At 72.3% G+C, this 16,346-nt stretch carries 17 protein-coding genes; 9 read left to right on the plus strand and 8 right to left on the minus strand.

The features are described from left to right. Positions 1–147: 147 nt before the first annotated feature. The gene (locus tag CHC05_RS02870; RefSeq protein WP_089244299.1) at positions 148–1,014 is read right to left on the minus strand and encodes an arylamine N-acetyltransferase family protein; all 867 of its coding nucleotides are present in this window, start codon (positions 1,012–1,014) and stop codon (positions 148–150) included. A gap of 82 nt (positions 1,015–1,096) precedes the next feature. On the opposite strand from CHC05_RS02870, the gene CHC05_RS02875 reads away from it, so the two are divergent. Continuing rightward, positions 1,097–2,623, plus strand: coding sequence for an MFS transporter (locus CHC05_RS02875; RefSeq protein WP_179266023.1), 1,527 nt, complete (start codon positions 1,097–1,099; stop codon positions 2,621–2,623). A gap of 85 nt (positions 2,624–2,708) precedes the next feature. Here the strand turns inward: CHC05_RS02875 and CHC05_RS02880 are convergent, their stop codons facing one another. Next, complete coding sequence (locus CHC05_RS02880) at positions 2,709–3,812, minus strand: pyridoxal phosphate-dependent aminotransferase (protein ID WP_089244303.1); 1,104 nt, start codon at positions 3,810–3,812, stop codon at positions 2,709–2,711. 174 nt (positions 3,813–3,986) lie between these two features. Here CHC05_RS02880 and CHC05_RS02885 point away from each other — a divergent pair, with 174 nt between their 5' ends. Continuing rightward, entirely contained in the window at positions 3,987–5,393 is a 1,407-nt protein-coding gene (locus tag CHC05_RS02885; RefSeq protein ID WP_179266024.1) for an OFA family MFS transporter, read from the plus strand. Continuing rightward, a complete protein-coding gene (locus CHC05_RS43360; protein WP_425426701.1) occupies positions 5,390–5,488 on the plus strand; it encodes an MFS transporter small subunit in 99 nt (32 codons plus the stop codon). The genes CHC05_RS02885 and CHC05_RS43360 overlap by 4 nt, the downstream gene beginning before the upstream one ends. On the opposite strand, the gene CHC05_RS02890 is transcribed toward CHC05_RS43360, so the two are convergent. Continuing rightward, positions 5,472–6,443, minus strand: a complete 972-nt coding sequence (locus CHC05_RS02890; RefSeq protein WP_218824403.1) for an SLAC1 family transporter — start codon at positions 6,441–6,443, stop codon at positions 5,472–5,474. The genes CHC05_RS43360 and CHC05_RS02890 overlap by 17 nt on opposite strands. Before the next feature lie 59 nt (positions 6,444–6,502). On the opposite strand from CHC05_RS02890, the gene CHC05_RS02895 reads away from it, so the two are divergent. Then, positions 6,503–6,742 carry a hypothetical protein gene (locus CHC05_RS02895; protein ID WP_089244307.1) on the plus strand — a complete coding sequence of 80 codons (240 nt, stop codon included), beginning with the start codon at positions 6,503–6,505 and terminating at the stop codon, positions 6,740–6,742. Here CHC05_RS02895 and CHC05_RS02900 read toward each other — a convergent pair. Further along, a complete protein-coding gene (locus CHC05_RS02900) occupies positions 6,726–7,376 on the minus strand; it encodes an O-methyltransferase (protein ID WP_089244309.1) in 651 nt (216 codons plus the stop codon). The two genes, CHC05_RS02895 and CHC05_RS02900, sit on opposite strands and share 17 nt — an antisense overlap. A 50-nt stretch (positions 7,377–7,426) precedes the next feature. Between CHC05_RS02900 and CHC05_RS02905 the strand changes: the two genes are divergently transcribed. Genes CHC05_RS02905 through CHC05_RS02915 form a run of 3 tightly spaced genes read left to right on the plus strand, consistent with a single transcriptional unit; the run spans position 7,427 to position 11,272 of the window. After that, positions 7,427–8,281: an SMP-30/gluconolactonase/LRE family protein gene (locus CHC05_RS02905; RefSeq protein ID WP_089244311.1), complete on the plus strand. Its 855-nt coding sequence runs from the start codon at positions 7,427–7,429 to the stop codon at positions 8,279–8,281. Next, positions 8,278–11,043, plus strand: coding sequence for a glycoside hydrolase family 2 TIM barrel-domain containing protein (locus tag CHC05_RS02910; RefSeq protein ID WP_089244313.1), 2,766 nt, complete (start codon positions 8,278–8,280; stop codon positions 11,041–11,043). Before CHC05_RS02905 ends, CHC05_RS02910 begins: the two co-directional genes overlap by 4 nt. Positions 11,044–11,092: 49 nt before the next feature. Further along, entirely contained in the window at positions 11,093–11,272 is a 180-nt protein-coding gene (locus tag CHC05_RS02915; protein ID WP_089244315.1) for a hypothetical protein, read from the plus strand. Between the two features lie 6 nt (positions 11,273–11,278). Here CHC05_RS02915 and CHC05_RS02920 read toward each other — a convergent pair whose 3' ends face one another. Then, positions 11,279–11,728: a carboxymuconolactone decarboxylase family protein gene (locus CHC05_RS02920; protein WP_089244725.1), complete on the minus strand. Its 450-nt coding sequence runs from the start codon at positions 11,726–11,728 to the stop codon at positions 11,279–11,281. An 85-nt stretch (positions 11,729–11,813) separates the two neighbouring features. On the opposite strand from CHC05_RS02920, the gene CHC05_RS41980 reads away from it, so the two are divergent. Continuing rightward, positions 11,814–12,779 (plus strand): sigma-70 family RNA polymerase sigma factor, encoded by a 966-nt coding sequence (locus CHC05_RS41980; protein ID WP_218824405.1) that lies wholly within the window; start codon positions 11,814–11,816, stop codon positions 12,777–12,779. On the opposite strand, the gene CHC05_RS02930 is transcribed toward CHC05_RS41980, so the two are convergent. Beyond that, positions 12,761–13,666, minus strand: coding sequence for an SDR family oxidoreductase (locus tag CHC05_RS02930; protein WP_089244317.1), 906 nt, complete (start codon positions 13,664–13,666; stop codon positions 12,761–12,763). The two genes, CHC05_RS41980 and CHC05_RS02930, sit on opposite strands and share 19 nt — an antisense overlap. Before the next feature lie 80 nt (positions 13,667–13,746). On the opposite strand from CHC05_RS02930, the gene CHC05_RS02935 reads away from it, so the two are divergent. Then, positions 13,747–14,310 (plus strand): TetR/AcrR family transcriptional regulator, encoded by a 564-nt coding sequence (locus CHC05_RS02935; RefSeq protein ID WP_089244319.1) that lies wholly within the window; start codon positions 13,747–13,749, stop codon positions 14,308–14,310. A gap of 255 nt (positions 14,311–14,565) precedes the next feature. On the opposite strand, the gene CHC05_RS02940 is transcribed toward CHC05_RS02935, so the two are convergent. Next, entirely contained in the window at positions 14,566–15,690 is a 1,125-nt protein-coding gene (locus tag CHC05_RS02940) for an alpha/beta hydrolase (RefSeq protein ID WP_089244321.1), read from the minus strand. A gap of 28 nt (positions 15,691–15,718) precedes the next feature. Then, complete coding sequence (locus CHC05_RS02945; RefSeq protein WP_245870629.1) at positions 15,719–16,285, minus strand: TetR/AcrR family transcriptional regulator; 567 nt, start codon at positions 16,283–16,285, stop codon at positions 15,719–15,721. Positions 16,286–16,346: the final 61 nt, after the last annotated feature.

Consider the following 16,346-nt stretch of genomic DNA (forward strand, 5'->3'; position numbering starts at 1 on the left):
CGCGCAAGCGGTGCAGGTGGCTTGCCGCGCGATGGGCTGAGCCAGCGCCTCAGCCCGCCGCAGACCGACCAGACCAGGCCGCCGCAGCCCGACGAGAGGGTGGGCCGGGCGCTCGCTAGCGCCGCAGCCGCCGCGGACCGGGTCGCGTTAGGACGTAGGGGTCTGGCTCGCGGTCCACGCTTCGTGGGTGGCGCGGACCCGGTCCCACAGGGCTGTCCGTTCGGCGGCGGTCACGTCGGCCAGGCCTAGGCCGAACAGGCCCGCCAACATCGCCCACCACTCCTCTCCGTTCGTGACGTCGCGGCGGGCGACGCCCGTCGCGGTGACGGTCGTCAAGGTCAGGCCGCGCAGGATGTCGGCGCCCGCGACGTGGCGGCGTTGGACGGTCAGCGTGCGGACGAAGCCCGACTCCGGTGACGTGGACAGGTGGGTGTGCATCGCCGCGAAGTCGGCGGGCTTCGCCTCAGCGGCGCGGAAGTCCATGCCGGCGAATCCGCCTGTCGGAGCGTGGGTCAGGCGCCAGCCGTCGGGCTCGACCGTCGACCGGGCCAGGTGGAACGTGTAAGGACCCTGCTCGATCGGGCCCGACGTCAGTGGAACCGGCTCGTGTAGGCCGTCGCCCAGGCCCACGTCGGCGAACCAGACGCCGGCCGGGCACTCGGGCGTCGGTAGGCCGTGCACCGTCAGCACCAGGTGGTTGCCGTTGGCGCCGACCGGGCCGGCGGCCGCGTGGCCCTGGACGCCGCCCAGGTGCCAGCGCACGTCGTAGCCCAGCTCGGTGAGCAGCGCGGACATGCCGCCGTTGAGGTGGTAGCAGTAGCCGCCGCGGCCTAGTCGGGCGATCCGGACGGCGGACTCGAGCGGGTCGACGGTGGTGGTGCGGCCGAGGTGGATGTCGAACGTGGTGTAGGCGATGCGCTCGGCATGGGCGCGGTGCAGCGTGGCGAGCGCGGCGGCGCTGGGGGGCTCTGCCCGCACGCCGAGCCGACGGAGGTAGCTGGACACGTCGATCATGCCGGTGACGCTAACCCGAGGGTGTGACGTTTTCCGGCCCGCGCCGACGCATCCCGGGCGACGCGCCGGGTATGCGGCACGGGTGGACGGCCGGCTGCCGGCGGTACGCGCGGGGGCCGGGCCGAGGCGTTTGATCGCCCGACTGTCGGAAGCCCTCGGCGGGCCGGTCCGGGCTCGCGTGATCGTCCTGTTGGCACTGGTGCTCGCCCTGAACTCCGCTGACAGCGGGACGATCGGAGCGGTCGGCGCGCCGCTGGAGGCCGACCTCGGCATCTCGCACGCCCAGCTCGGCTTCTTCGCGACCGTCTCGTCCGGGGTCGGCGCCATCGCTGCCCCGATAGCCGGCGTGCTCGCCGACCGCACGGCTCGGGTCCGGTTGCTCGCGATCACGATCGCGGTCTGGGGCGCCTCGATGGTGGTCGGCGGTCTCGCGCCGGACTACCTGTGGCTGTTGCTGTCCCGGATCACGCTCGGTGCCGCGGTGGCCGCGTCGGGTCCGATCGTCGCGTCCCTGATCGGCGACCTCTTCGCGCCGGGTGAACGAGCGAAGATCTATGGCTGGGTACTCACCGGTGAGCTGGTCGGCGCCGGCCTGGCCCTACTGGTCGGCGGCGACGTGGCGGCCTGGCTGTCCTGGCGAGCGCCGTTCCTGGGTCTGGCCGTCCTCAGCCTCGGGTTGGCGGCCGCGCTCTGGCGGTTGATGCCCGAACCGAGCCGCACCGGCGCCAGCCGGTTGCCGCCCGCCACCGGGATCCATCGCATACGGGGGCTCGACCGCGACCAGAACCACACCCCGGACGAAGGCCGGGAGGCGCGGGACCGCCACGCGGAGCAGGCGGCCGATCGGGGCCGGGAGGTGGTCCTCGGCGAGGGTGTTCCGCCCGACCAGGACAGGGTGCTGCGGGACGACCCGAACACCATGACATTCTGGCAGGCGGCGCGGTACGTGCTCGGCATTCGTACCGTGCGGACGTTGATCATCGCTACCGCGATCGGCTACTTCTTCTTCGCGGGTCTGCGGACGTTCGCCTTGATCTTCGCGCTGGATCGGTACGGCCTGTCGCAAGGCCTGGTCAGCCTCGTGGTCATCCCGATCGGTCTCGGTGCGGTGGCCGGCACCCTGTTCGGCGGTCGGCTGACCGACCGGGCCTTACGTCGCCGCCACACGCGGGCGCGGGTCACGGTGCCGGCGGTGGCGTACTCCGCTGCCGCTCTGTTCTTCCTGCCCGGCCTGCTGGCCGCGGAGATCTGGGTGTCCATCGGCTTCTTCACGCTCGGCGCCTGTTGCCTGGCCGCCGCGAACCCGCCGCTGGGCGCGGCCCGGCTCGACATCGTGCCGGCTGCGCTGTGGGGTCGGGCGGAGAGCGTGCGGACCGTGCTCCAGCTGGCCGCCGAGGCGGCCGGGCCGATCGCCTTCGGCTTCGTCGCCGACGAGCTCGGCGGCCCGGCCGGGCGCGGCGGCGGCCTGCGCTCCGCGTTCCTCATCATGCTCGTGCCGCTGCTGCTCAACGGCCTGTTGCTGTTGCGGGCCCGTCGCACCTACCGCACCGACGTGGCAACCGCCGCCGCGGCCCGCCCGGTCGACACCACGGCAGTCGAGCGGCGCTGACCCCCGGCACGTTCGACCAGGACCTGATCCAGGGCCAGAAGGCATACCGTGCGACACGCGCCCCCACCGCAGGAACGGTCGGGACCTACTCGTCCCGAGCCGCGGTCACCGCCGAGCCGAGTCGGTCCAGCGCCTCCGCGAACAGGTCCGGCGGCAGGTGGCCGAAGCCCAGCCGGAACACCCGGTCCGACTCGGAGAACCACGAGCCGCGGCCCACCCGCACGTCCCGCGACGCCAGCTCCGCGTAGAACCGCGAGACCGACACCTCCGGCCCCAACCGCAGGCAGCAGAGCGCCCCGGCATCCGGGCGCAACAGCTCCACCGACGGCACCGCCGCAGCCCACGACGTGAGCGTGGCCAGCGCGGCCCGCAACGCCGTCTGGCGTGACCCCAGCACCTCCGAACGCTGGCGCAGCACCTCCAGCGCCAACGCCTCGTCGACGGCCGACCCGCTTATCAAGCTGGTGAACTTGGCTCGGCGCAGCCGCTCGTAAAGATCGGGCGACGTCGCGGTCAGCCAGCCGACCCGCAGCCCGGGCGCGCCATAGGCCTTCGACAGCGACGAGCACGTCACCACCGACGGTCCGAGGGACGCGGCCGACGGTGCCGGCACACCGTCGTACGCGCCGTCCCGGTACGTCTCGTCCACCAGCACCACGGCGTCCGGGGCCACCCGCGCGACCCCGGCCACCAGCGAAGCCAGGTCGCGCGCGGCCATCCGTACGCCGGACGGGTTCTGGGGTGAGGCGACCGAGACCAGCCGGGTCGACGGGCGGACGGCCGCCAGCATCGCGGGAACGTCGAGCCGATAGCCAGCAGAAAAGGACAGCGGCACCGTCGAGACCGAGGCCCCGAGCGCGGTCAACACCGACACGGCCGGCGGGAAGCACGGCGTCGCCACCACCGCATGCGCGTCGGCGCCGCAGGTGACCAGGGCGACCAGGAACATCCCCGCGACGCCCCCGGGAGTCAGCAGCACCTCGGAGGCGTCGACGCCGAGGTCCGAAGCCACCACGGTACGCAGCGCGGCCGAGCCGGGCGTCGTCCCGTACCCGAGGGGCAGGTCTTCGAGACCCGAGGAAGACAGCAGCGAGCCCAGCAGCAGCGGCGGGCTCGTGCTCTCCGCCAGGTCGTACCGGCACGGCTCGTCGACGAGGTCGGACATCGGCGTGGGCGGGAAGCGGTCCATCCCTCGATGGTGGCCACGCCAGAGAGCGAAGAGGCAGAGCCAATCAACGGACGGTGGTCCGGTCGGCGAGCCACCACGACCGCTCACCGCACCGCGCGGACCGCGCGCCTCGACATGCGGGCCATCCATGATCGCCTTAGATTGAAAACGATTCATGCGGCAGGAGGCACCCCAATGGCCCTGTTATCCGCTCTCGATCGTGAGCACACCGTCGCACCACCGGGGTTCAGCCGGTGGCTGATTCCCCCCGCGGCCCTCGCCGTGCATCTGTGCATCGGCCAGGCGTACGCCACCAGCGTCTACAAGAATTCGTTCGTCGCGCACTTCGGGGCGAGCCAGACCGCGATCGGCATCATCTTCAGCATCGCGATCGTCATGCTCGGCCTGTCGGCCGCGGTCGCCGGCACCTGGGTGGAGAACAACGGGCCGCGCAAGGCCATGTTCGTCTCAGCCTCGTTCTGGGCCACGGGCTTCCTGGTCAGCGCGCTCGGCATCGCCACCGAACAGCTGTGGCTCGTCTACCTCGGGTACGGGGTGATCGGCGGCATCGGCCTCGGCATCGGCTACATCTCCCCCGTCTCCACCCTGATCAAGTGGTTCCCCGACCGGCCGGGCCTGGCCACCGGACTGGCCATCATGGGTTTCGGCGGCGGCGCCCTGATCGCCGGCCCGGCCTCGCGCCAACTCCTGTCGTTCTACGACAGCGGCTACGACCCCAACGTGAGCTCCTCGGTCGCGGAAGGCGGCGCGCTCGTCGCGCTCTTCCTCACGCTGGGCATCGGGTACTTCCTGATCATGATGTTCGGGGTGTTCAACGTGCGGGTGCCGGCCGAGGGCTGGCGGCCGGACGGCTTCGACCCGGCCACGGTCGCCGCCAAGCCGCTGGTCACCACGGCGAGCGTGTCGGCCGCCAACGCGATCCGTACCCGCAGCTTCTGGCTGCTCTGGATCGTGCTGTTCTGCAACGTGACCGCCGGCATCGGCATCCTGGAGCAGGCCAGCCCGATGATCCAGGACTTCTTCCGGGAGGGTACGACGTCGACGGTCGCCGTCTCGGCCGCGGCCGGGTTCGTGGGCGTGCTCTCGCTGTTCAACATGGCCGGCCGGTTCGTCTGGTCGTCCACCTCTGACCTGATCGGCCGCAAGCCGATCTACATGGTCTACCTGGGCGTCGGCATGGTGCTGTACGCGCTGCTCGCGGCCGTCGGGCACACCGCGACCGCCCTGTTCGTGCTGCTCGCCGGCGTGATCCTGTCGTTCTACGGCGGCGGGTTCGCCACCGTCCCGGCGTACCTGCGGGACCTGTTCGGCACCTATCAGGTCGGGGCGATCCACGGCCGGCTGCTGACCGCCTGGTCGGCGGCGGGCGTGGCCGGGCCGCTGATCATCAACGGCTTCCTCGACGCGCAGGGCAGGCCGGGCTCGCTGACCGCCGAGGCGTACCGGCCGGCGCTGTTCACGATGGTCGGTGTCCTGGCGATCGGGTTCATGGCGAACCTGCTGATCAGGCCGGTCCCGGAGCGATACCACGAGCAGGCCCAGGCGAACCCGGTCCAACTGGTGGAGGAGAAGGCGGCATGAGCGGGCGACTGGCGGTGTCCTGGACCCTGATCGCGATCCTGCTGGGCTACGGAGTGGTGGAGACGGTGATCACCGCGGTCAAGCTGTTCCAGTGACCTTGGCCGGCGGCGTCGGCCTGGGCCAGTACTGGCCGCGGACGATCGCGACCAGGGTGCGCAGGCCGATGCCGAGGATCAGCAGGGTGATCGCGCCCAGCACCAGCCAGCTCAGCGCGAGGTGGCCGGTCGGCCGACCCATGTTGATCCAGATCAGCATGACGTTGGCGACGGCGGCGAAGGCGAACGTGAAGGACCAGAAACCGGGAGTGAACTTCAGTCGGAGGTAAGCCGGGAGGAAGCGGAACTGCGCGATGACGAGTAGCACGCCGTACCCGGCGATCAACGAGGAGATCGCGTCGATCCGAGAGCCGTTGAGCGCGAAGTAGGCCAGGCTCGCGACCGGCGCCGGAGCGGCCTCGATGGCGAGCGTCGGGATCAGCGGGGCCGGCAGCAGCGGGTTCACGAACAACCGGTTCATGATGATCGAACCCACCACGAGCCAGCAGATCAGCCCGAGCCCGAACATCACCTCACCGAGCCGCCGCTGACCGACCGCGGTGGCCGCGGCCGACGCGACGAATCCACCGGCGACGGTGGGCAGGAAATAGCCCGGATGGATCTTCGGCGCGTCGACCGGGCCGTAGATCCACTGCCCGGTGATCCAACCGCCGTAGAGCACGGTGAGCGAGAGGAAGACGAGGACCACCACCAGGGCCGCCGTGGCCGCCCTGGGTCGCAGCCCCAGAGCGGCGAGCAGCATCGGCGTGATCAGCGCGAGCGCGATGAACGGCGAGAGGATGTTGTCGGTCAGATCGGCGCGCACGTCGCGCGGCCGGGAGCAGTACAGAACGCAGGACAGCACCCACACCACGCCGGCGAGGACCAGCAACGCGTCGGTGACGCCCGCGGGGGAGATGCCGTAGAAGTGCGCCGTCCCCCAAACCCCCGCAAGCCCCGCGAGCCCGAACGGCATGCCGAAGATGTTTGGTGGCACTTTGCCCAGATATGCCACGTATGCGAGGTTACCGGTGCGGGGTTCCCTCGCGCGGCAGCATCCGGCATCCTCGATGGATGGGTGAGGTCTACCCGCTCCCGGGAGTTGGCGACACCTTCGACGACGTACGCGACGGCGGGCGCCGCATGCGCGTCAGCGTCTACGCCGACCGCGGCATGGTGGTGCTCTCGCTGTGGTCCGGGGTTTCCTGCCGGGCGTCGTTCCGGCTGGCCGCCGCCGACGCCGAGCGGCTGCGGGCGCTGCTCGAGTCGCCGGCGGCGACCGCTCCGGAACCCCCGGTCAGCTCTTGCGGATGAGGGTGACGCCGTCACGCACCGGCAGCATGACGACGCTGACCCGCGGGTCGGCGACGACGCGGTCGTTGATCTCGCGGATCGCGAGGTCGGCCTCGCCGGTGGCCGTCGGGTCGATGACCCGGCCGCCGCGCAGCACGTTGTCGAGCACGATCAGCCCGCCCGGGCGCAGGCGGGTGACGAGCTCCTCGTAGTACGCGGGATAGCCCGTCTTGTCGGCGTCGACGAAGGCGAAGTCGATGTCCTCCGACGTCGGCAGCGCCCGGAGCGTCTCGATCGCCGGCGCGATCCGCAGGTTGATCCGCTCGGCGACGCCGGCCCGGTCCCAGTAGCGCCGCGCGATCGAGGTCCACTCCTCGCTCACGTCGCAGGCCAGCAGCGAGCCGCCGGGCGCCAGCCCCCGGGCGATGCAGAGCGAGGAGTAGCCGGTGAACACACCCACCTCGACCGCCCGCGTGGCGCCGACGAGCTGGACCAGCATGGTCAGCAGCTCACCCTCGTCGTGCGAGATCTGCATGCCGGCCGCATCGGGGAAGGCTCGGTTGGTCTCGATGGCGAGCTCGCGCAGCAACGGGTCGGACGCCGAGGAGTGGGCGAGCACATAGTCACTGATGGCTGGGTTGGTGATGTCGGGCATGATCCCCAGCCTAGGCCGCATGCGCGTCAGCGTGGCAGGATGAGGCGGATATGAAGATCAACGTTGAACAGGTCACCGACCGGCTCGCCGGGCACGGTGAGGGTCCGGCGTGGGACGCAGCGACCGGCCGACTGCACTGGGTCGACATGCTCGCCGGCGACATGCTCTCGCTGGACCCCGGCGACGGCGCGGTCACCCGTACCCCCGTCTCGTCCGTGGTCTGCGCGATCCGCCCCCGGCGCGACGGCGGCCTCGTGCTCGCCGTCGAACGCGGCTTCGCGCTGCTCGACGCCGGCGCCGGCGTGCCGAAGATCCTGCCCGAGCTGTGGCCCGCCGGTGCGATCCGGATGAACGACGGCGGCTGCGATCCCCAGGGCCGGTTCTACTGCGGCTCGATGGCGACCGACGAGTCGACGGGCGCCGGCAAGCTCTACCGGCTCGACCCGGACCTGAGCGTGACGGTCGTGCTGGAGGGCGTGACCATCTCCAACGGGCTGGCCTGGTCACGCGACGGTGGCACCGCCTACTACGTCGACTCGGGCACCCAGCGGATCGACCTGTTCACCGTCGACGCCGCCGGCGACCTGTTCGACCGGCGGCCGTTCGTGACCGTGCCGGCCGAGGTAGGCACGCCCGACGGCCTGTGCCTCGACGCCGAGGGCGGCGTCTGGGTGGCGCTCTGGGACGGCGCCGCGGTGCATCGCTACGGCCCCGACGGCACCCTGGACGCGGTCATCGAGATGCCCGTGGGTCGCCCGACCGCCTGCGCGTTCGGCGGGCCGGACCTGACCGACCTCTACATCACCACGTCCCGGCCGTCGGCCGACGACCCGACGCCCAGCGGGGCCCTGTTCCGCGCCCGGCCGGGGGTTTCCGGGTTCGCCGACTACGGGTTCGCCGGATGACCGCCCACCTCGGCGACTTCGGTCGGCCGCACGGCACGGTCGCGCCGCGGGCCGCCCTGCACACCGACGCGCCGTCGATCGACCTGTCCGGCGCGTGGCGGTTCCGGCTCTCCCCCACTGCTACCGGTCTCGACGACTTCTGGGCCACTGATTACGACGACCACGGCTGGGACACGCTGCCGGTGCCGTCGAGCTGGCCCATGCACGGGTACGGGCAGCCGGCGTACACCAACATCACCTATCCGTTCCCGGTCGACCCGCCGCACGTGCCGACCGAGAACCCGACCGGCGACCACCGCCGCGTGGTCGACGTGCCGGCCGACTGGGCCGGGCAGCGGGTGCTGCTGCGTTTCGAGGGTGTCGACTCGCACGGGCGGGTCTTCGTCAACGGCGCCGAGGTCGGCTCCACCCAGGGCAGCCGGCTCACCCACGAGTTCGACGTGACCGCGCACCTGCGGCCCGGTGAGGCCAACCTGATCGCGGTGCGGGTGCACCAGTGGTCGGCCGGCAGCTACCTGGAAGACCAGGACATGTGGTGGCTGCCCGGCATCTTCCGCGCCGTGACGCTGGAGGTCCGGCCGGCGGGCGGGATCGACGACGTGTTCGTGCATGCTTCCTTTGCCGACGGGCGGGGCACGCTGCGGGTCGACGCGCCTTCCGGCGCCGTTCTGTCAGTGCCGTCGCTCGAACTGCACAACGTCGCCGTCAACACCGAGCACGTGCTCGACGCGGTGGCTCCCTGGACACCCGAGACACCCACGTTGTACGAGGCAACGGTGTCGACCGGCACCGAGACGGTGTCGCTGCGGATCGGCTTCCGCACGGTGGCCGTGGTCGACGGACTGCTGACCGCGAACGGGCAGCGGATCTTCTTCCGCGGCGTCAACCGGCACGAGTTCCACCCCGACCTCGGCCGGGTCGTGCCGCCGGACGTGGTGCGCGCCGAGCTCGAGCTGATGAAGACGCACCACGTCAACGCGATCCGGACCAGCCACTACCCGCCCGACGCCGCGCTGCTCGACCTCTGCGACGAGCTCGGCTTCTGGGTGGTAGTGGAGAACGACTTCGAGACGCACGGCTTCGAGCAGAACGGCTGGCGCGACAACCCGACCGACGATCCACGGTGGACGGACGCGCTGGTCGACCGGATGCGCCGGACCGTGCAGCGCGACAAGAACCACCCGAGCGTCGTGATGTGGTCGCTGGGCAACGAGGCCGGCATGGGCCGCAACCTGGCCGCGATGGCCGCGGTGGCGCGCTCCGTCGACCCGGATCGGCCGCTGCACTACGAGGGCGACCGGTCGAACGCGCACACCGACGTGCACAGCCGGATGTACGCGACACCGGACGAGGTGGCCGAGATCGGCGCCGCGCCCGACGGGCTACCGTTCGTGCTCTGCGAGTACGCCCACGCGATGGGCAACGGGCCCGGCCTGCTGAGCACCTACCGCGAGCTGTTCGAGCGCTACCCGCGCTGCCAGGGCGGATTCATCTGGGAGTGGCTCGACCACGGCATCCGGCGGGGCAACCACTTCGCGTACGGCGGCGACTTCGGTGAGCCGGTGCACGACGGCAACTTCGTCATCGACGGCCTGGTCTTCCCGGACCGCACCCCGTCACCGGGCCTGACCGAGCTCGGCGCCATCTTCGCGCCGGTCCGGCTCGTGGCCGACGGCGAGGCGCTGACCGTCCGCAACGGCTACGACCATCGCGACCTGACCGGCGTCACGCTCGACTGGACCGTCGAGGTCGACGGCACCACGGTCGCCGCCGGCTCGCAGGCGGCGCCTTCGCTCGAACCTGGTTCGTCGGCGCCGATTGCCGCACCGGACGTCGCTGTTCCTGCGGGCAACGGCGAGGTCTGGCTGACCGTGACCGCCCGGCTGGCCGGCGCCACCGTCGGGGCGGGCCAGGTCCAGCTGCGGTCGGCCGCCACGCGTCCGAAGCGGACCGGTCGACGGCGGGAGGGGTACTCGCTCGGCCCGGCCCGGTTCCGCGACGGCGAGCTGGTCGCGCTCGGCGACCTGGCGCTACGTGGCCCGCGCCTGGACGTGTGGCGGGCGCCGATCGACAACGACGAGTTCGGCCCGGACCCGGTCGCCGCCCGGTGGCGGGCCGCCGGCCTGCACCGGATGACGCACCGGGTGCTGGAGGTCGCGGGCACCATCGGCGCCATCGTCGTCACCAGCCGGGTCGCGCCTGCGGGCAGCGACCGCGCCCTGCTGGCCACGTACACGTGGACGGCCGACGACGACGCGGTCACCCTCGCGCTGCACGTCGAGCCGACCGGCGACTGGTCCTTCCCCCTCCCCCGGGCCGGCGTGTCGATGGCGATCCCGGGCCGGCTGGGCGCCGTGGAATGGTTCGGCGGCGGGCCGGGCGAGGCCTATGTGGACTCTTCTGCGGCGGCGCTGGTCGGCCGCTACGAGTCCACGGTGGATGGTCTGCACACCCCTTACGTGCGGCCGCAGGAGAACGGCAACCGGACGAAGGTGCGCCGGGCGTCGTTCACGGATCCGGCCGGCGCCGGCCTGGAGATCATCGGGCATCCGACGTTCGAGCTGACCGCCCGCCGGTGGAGCACGGCCGAGCTGACCGCGGCCCGGCACACCGACGACCTGGTCCCGGGTCGCGACGTGCACCTGCACCTGGACCACGGCCACCACGGACTGGGCACCGCGGCCTGCGGACCGCCGCCTTCGCCGGAGGCGTGGCTGCATGCCGAGCCGTTCGACCTCGTGGTCACGCTGCGCGCCATCTGATCTTCCGCCGGGCCTCCCACGGGTGGCCCGGCGGATGCATCATGTGCGTATGGAGGACGACGACCGCGTGGTGTTCACCGACGAGGAGGCCGCCTTCCTGCGGCACGCCCGGTTCGGCGAGCTGCCGCCCCGGGTGCGCCCCGACGAGCTGGTCGAGCTGCAGGAGACCGAACCCCGCCCGATCCGGCCCGACATCCTCCCCGACGAAGACGTCTGGCGCTCCACCTAGGCCCCCTCACCAGGTCTTGCCGGCCTGCTCCTGGAGCGTCCGGTTGATCCGGTTGAAGAAGTTGGTCAGCGCGATCTCCGTGACGATCGCCGACAGCTGCGCCTCGTCGAAGTGGGCGGCCGCCGCTTCCCAGACCTCGTCGGTCACGCCCGGTGCGCCGTCCTGGAGCCGCGTCGCGGCCTCGGCCAGCGCGAGCGCCGCCCGCTCCGCCTCGGTGAACAGTGCCGTCTCGCGCCACGCGACCACGTTGTGCAGGCGCTCGTCGGTCTCGCCGTGGCGCTTCGCCGACGCGACACCGGCGTACACGCAGGGGCTGCAGCCGTTGATCTGACTGGCCCGCAGGTGGACCAGCTCGAGCACGAGCGGGTCTGCGCCACCGGCCTGGATAGCCTTGACGAGCTGCTGGATCGCGCTGACGACGTCGGGGTTGTTCCGGTTCTGCAGACGTGCTGACATCTTGGCTTGCTCCTTCATCGGTTACCTGTGCGGTCCGGGATCCGTCATCACCCATGACGGAGCGAGCGCGAGGAAGGTAACAGCGATGATCGACGAGGCGTTCGAAGCCCAGCGGGGTCGGCTGCACGCGGTCGCCTATCGCATGCTCGGCTCGCACGCCGACGCCGAGGACGTTGTCCAGGAGGCGTGGCTGCGGCTCTCCCTGCAGGACCCGGCGACCATCGGCAACCTCGGCGGCTGGCTGACGACGGTCGTGGGCCGGATCAGCCTGGACGTGCTGCGGTCCCGCCGCCCGTCGGCCTCGTACGACGAGCTCGTGGTGACGGTCGACGACGGCCCGTCGCCGGCGGACGACGCGGAGGTGGCCGACTCGGTCGGGGCGGCGCTGCTGGTCGTCCTCGAGTCGCTGCGGCCGAGCGAGCGGCTGGCGTTCGTGCTGCACGACCTGTTCGCGGTGCCGTTCGAGGAGATCGGCCAGATCCTCGGCCGGTCCGCCGACGCGACGAAGATGCTGGCGAGCCGCGCCCGCCGGAAAGTGCGCGGGACCGAGCGGACGACGGGGTCCGCGCCCGGGACCGAGCGACCGCCCGGATCCGCACCCGGGACCGAGCGGCCGGACGGATCCGCGCCCGGGACCGAGCGGCCGCCCGGATCCGCACCCGGGACCGGGCGACCGGGGGGATCCGTGCGTGCGCAACGCGAGGTGGTCCGGGCGTTCCTGGCCGCGGCCCGCGGCGGCGACTTCGCCGCGTTGCTCCGGGTGCTCGACCCCGAGGTGCGGCTGACCGCCGAAACCGCGGACGGATTGACCGTGACCATCGGGGCGACCGAGGTCGCGGCCGGCGCGCGGTTCGGCGGCGGCCAGGGCGCGCGCGGGCGCGGGGTGCTCGTCGACGGCCGGCCCGGGTTCCTGGCCTGGCGCGCCGACGGCACCCCGCTCACGCTGCTCGCCTTCACCGTGGTCGACGGGCGGATCACCGAGATCAGGGCGATCAGCGACCCGGCCCGGCTCGCGGCGCTGGACCTACCGGATCAGCCGGCCTGGAAGTAGTGACCCTTCTCCAGGTCGTCGAGCAGGCCGGGTTGCATCGGCCTCCAGTCGAGCAGGTCGCGGGTCAGTGAGCTGGACGCCGGGCTGTCCAGCCCGATGACCTGCCCGAGCCACCCGAAGTGTGCCGGTGTCGCCGGCGCGACGGGCAGGTCGAGCTGCCGGCCGATCACGTCGGCGACGGCCCGGATCGGCACGCCCTCGTCCGCGACGGCGTGCAGCACCGAGCCCGCCGGTGCGTGCTCCAGCGCCAGCCGGAAGAGCCGCGCGGCGTCGAGGCGGTGGACGGCGGGCCAGCGGTTGGCGCCGTCGCCGAGGTAGCCCGAGACGCCCGTCGCCCGCGCGATGCCGACGATGCCCGCCATGAAGCCGTTGTCGCCGTCGCCGTGGACGGTCGGTGGCAGGCGGAGGACGGTGGAGCGCACGCCGCGCTCGGCGAGCGCGACGGTCAGGTCCGCGGTGGCGTGCCGGCCCTGGGGGCCGCCGCCCGGCTCGGTCGCCTGGTGGCTGTCGCGCTCGGTCGCCAGGCGGCCGGGGGTGAGCCCGAGCAGGCCGGACGCGATCACGAACGGCCGGTCGGAGCCCGCGAGGGCGGCGCCGAAGGTCTCGACCGCGCGGCGGTCGGCCTCGGCCGCACCCGCGAAGTCGCCTGTGAAGGCGATGTCGTGCTTGAAGGCCAGGTGGATCACGGCGTCGGAGCCGGCCGCCGCGGCGCCCAGCACCTCGAGGTCGTCCAGGTCGCCGCGGAGCACGTCCGCGCCGGCGGCGGTGAGGGCGGCGGCCGAGCCGTCCGATCGGGCCAGCCCGGTGACCTGGTGACCTGCGGCGATGAGCTCGGGAACCACGGCGGAGCCGATCCAGCCGGACGCACCGGTGACGAAAACCCGCATGAGGGATACCTCCATGTCAGTGACTGACATCGACGCTAGCACGGTGATGTCAGTGGCTGCTATCACCTATGATCAGGGGCATGGGTCGATGGGAGCCGAACGCCCGCGGGCGGCTGGAGGAGGCGGCGCTCGCGCTCTACGGCGAGCGCGGCTACGAGCAGGTCACCGTGGCCGAGATCGCCGCGCGCGCCGGGCTGACCGAGCGGACCTTCTTCCGGCACTACAGCGACAAGCGCGAGGTGCTGTTCGCGGGGTCGAGCCTGCTGCGGGAGGTCCTGGTCAAGGCGGTGGCCGAGGCCCCCGACGGCGCGCCGCCGGTCGACGTGGTCGGCGCGGCCCTGGCGGCGGCCGGGGCGGTGCTGGAAGAGCGCCGCGAGCTGGCGCGGGCACGGCAGGCCGTCATCGACGCGAACCCGTCGCTCCAGGAGCGCGAGGTGGTCAAGCTCGCGACGCTCGCCACCGCGGTCACCGAGGCCCTACGCGACCGCGGCATCCCCGAGCCGGCGGCAAGCCTCGCCGCCCAGAGCGGCATCGCGGTCTTCCGGGTCGCCTTCGAACGCTGGATCCGCGAAACAGGCCAGCGGAGCCTGCCGGACCTGGTGCGGGAGTCGTTCGACGAGCTCAGGACCCTGACCGCGACCTAGCGCCGCAGTCCGGACAACGCGGACGACCCGGAGAGCCGCACCGGACAGCGGACCCGGCCGCGGAGGCCACGCCAGACCGCAGACCCGGCCGCCCGCCCAGGTCCGCGCCAGACAGCAAACCCGATCGCGAAGGCCACACCAGACCGCAGACCCGGCCGCCCGCCCAGGTCCGCGCCAGACAGCAAACCCGATCGCGAAGGCCACACCAGACGGCGGAGCCAGCGTGTAGGGCCGCCTGGATTCAGGCGACGGGCGCTAGGCGACCCGGTTCAGGAAGGCGGTCACTGCGGCCGCGTACCCCTGCGGGTCGACGTTCCAGGATGCGACGTGGCCGCCGTCGCGGGTCGAGATCAGGGTGACCAGGTCTGGGCGGGCCGACGCGTACGCGTGTGCCCGGTCCGTGCGGACGAGTTGGTCCGACTCGTCGACGAAGAGCAGCGCGGGCACGGTCAGGTCGCCCGGGTCCTGGTCGAGGCGGGCCAGCGAGAGCCCTCCCCGCCACTCCGTGAACCGCTTCGCCGACCAGGTGATCGGGGCTGGCAGGTGGCGCAGGGCGGCCTGGAAGTCGATCACCGCGTCCCAGGACAGCACCGGGCTGTCCAGGACCACCCCGCGGATCAGCGCCGCCTCCGCGAGAGGCACCCGGCGAAGGGCGGTCAGGGCCGCGCCGCCACCCATCGACCAGCCGAACAGCACCACGCCGGTCGCGCCGTTCTCCCGTGCGTAGCGGATCCCGGCCGCCAGGTCGCGCCACTCGGTGTCGCCGAGGTGGTAGTAGCCGTCCGGGCTCGCCGGCGCGTCCGGGTCGTTGCGGTAGCCGAGCACCAGCGTGGTCAGCCCCGCGCCGGCGACGGTCGGCAGCACCCGCAGCGCCTCGTGCCGGCTCGCTCCCCGGCCGTGCATGGCGATCGCCCAGGTGCCCGCCCGCGAAGCGCCCGGCGGCGGGACCAGCCACGCGGGCAGTTCGCCGAGCTCACCGGGTACGGGCACGGTCGCGAAGTCGAGCCCGAACGCGGCCTTGGGGTCGGTGCTGAACACGTTGTAGTCGACATGGACCGCCAGGCCGGGCCGCAACGAACCCACCTCGCGCTCGGCTACCTGGCGCACCACGGTGTCGCCGACCACCCGCACCGACGTCGTGAGCCGGGCCGCGCCCTCGGGCCACATCAACCCGATCTCGATCGGCTTCGCGGTGTCCAGGTCTCGGCTGAGGGTGACCTCGTCGCCCTCGACGGCGAGCACCCGCACCGCCAGGTCACGGGTCCGGTCGACGCCGAGCAACTCACCGGAGAAGTAGTAGCCGGCGCCGGCGGTGCTGAACACTCCGGTCACGGCCGCGGCGACGGCGCCGCCGACCAACCGCCGTCGGGTCACGATCACACCGGCAACATCATCACAAAACCCAAGATCATGCGACGGGGTTGTGACGCAGTCCCGCGATGAGGAGCGCGACCAGGCGACGTGCGTCATACCCCGGGTCCTGACCGGCGCCGATGCAGAGGTTGCCGACGCCGCGCAGGAGCTCGTAGGCCGCCACGTCGGCTCGAATCGCGCCCGCGGCGGCCGCGGCGGCCAGCAGGTCCGTGCACACCGGCACGAGCCGGTCCAGGAAATAGGTGTGCAACGTCTCGAAACCGGCGTTGTCGGACCGCATGAGGTCCGCGAGCCCGTGCTTGGTGACCAGAAAATCGACAAACAGGTCGATCCACTGCCCGAGCGCCGCGTACGGGTCGGTCGGCCCGGCCAGCAGCGAACGGCCGGCTTCGGTGCAGGCGTCGACCTGGTGCCGGTAGACCGCCACGACGAGGTCCGCCCGGGTCGGGAAGTGCCGGTAGATGGTGCCCATCCCGACGCCGGCCCTGGTCGCGATCTCGCGTACCGGCGCGTCGACGCCCGACTCGACGAAGACCGCCGCGGCGGCGTCGAGCAGCGTCGCCTGGTTGCGCCGGGCGTCCGCCCGTTTCGCCGCCGTCACCGACACCCTCCCTTGCTAAACGGAACAGCGCTCCGTATCTTTAATCGGAGCAACGTTCCGC

Source organism: Asanoa hainanensis, from assembly GCF_900188485.1.
In the GTDB taxonomy this organism is placed as follows: Bacteria; Actinomycetota; Actinomycetes; order Mycobacteriales; family Micromonosporaceae; genus Asanoa; species Asanoa hainanensis.

Bases quoted from the DNA above. Each gene is read 5' to 3' on its own strand.
- CHC05_RS02915 (WP_089244315.1), top strand. From the start codon at position 11,093: ATGGAGGACGACGACCGCGTGGTGTTCACCGACGAGGAGGCCGCCTTC.
- CHC05_RS41980 (WP_218824405.1), top strand. From the start codon at position 11,814: ATGATCGACGAGGCGTTCGAAGCCCAGCGGGGTCGGCTGCACGCGGTC.
- CHC05_RS02910 (WP_089244313.1), top strand. From the start codon at position 8,278: ATGACCGCCCACCTCGGCGACTTCGGTCGGCCGCACGGCACGGTCGCG.
- CHC05_RS43360 (WP_425426701.1), top strand. From the start codon at position 5,390: ATGAGCGGGCGACTGGCGGTGTCCTGGACCCTGATCGCGATCCTGCTG.
- CHC05_RS02920 (WP_089244725.1), bottom strand. From the start codon at position 11,728: ATGTCAGCACGTCTGCAGAACCGGAACAACCCCGACGTCGTCAGCGCG.
- CHC05_RS02895 (WP_089244307.1), top strand. From the start codon at position 6,503: ATGGGTGAGGTCTACCCGCTCCCGGGAGTTGGCGACACCTTCGACGAC.
- CHC05_RS02900 (WP_089244309.1), bottom strand. From the start codon at position 7,376: ATGCCCGACATCACCAACCCAGCCATCAGTGACTATGTGCTCGCCCAC.
- CHC05_RS02880 (WP_089244303.1), bottom strand. From the start codon at position 3,812: ATGGACCGCTTCCCGCCCACGCCGATGTCCGACCTCGTCGACGAGCCG.
- CHC05_RS02935 (WP_089244319.1), top strand. From the start codon at position 13,747: ATGGGTCGATGGGAGCCGAACGCCCGCGGGCGGCTGGAGGAGGCGGCG.
- CHC05_RS02885 (WP_179266024.1), top strand. From the start codon at position 3,987: ATGGCCCTGTTATCCGCTCTCGATCGTGAGCACACCGTCGCACCACCG.
- CHC05_RS02870 (WP_089244299.1), bottom strand. From the start codon at position 1,014: ATGATCGACGTGTCCAGCTACCTCCGTCGGCTCGGCGTGCGGGCAGAG.
- CHC05_RS02930 (WP_089244317.1), bottom strand. From the start codon at position 13,666: ATGCGGGTTTTCGTCACCGGTGCGTCCGGCTGGATCGGCTCCGCCGTG.
- CHC05_RS02905 (WP_089244311.1), top strand. From the start codon at position 7,427: ATGAAGATCAACGTTGAACAGGTCACCGACCGGCTCGCCGGGCACGGT.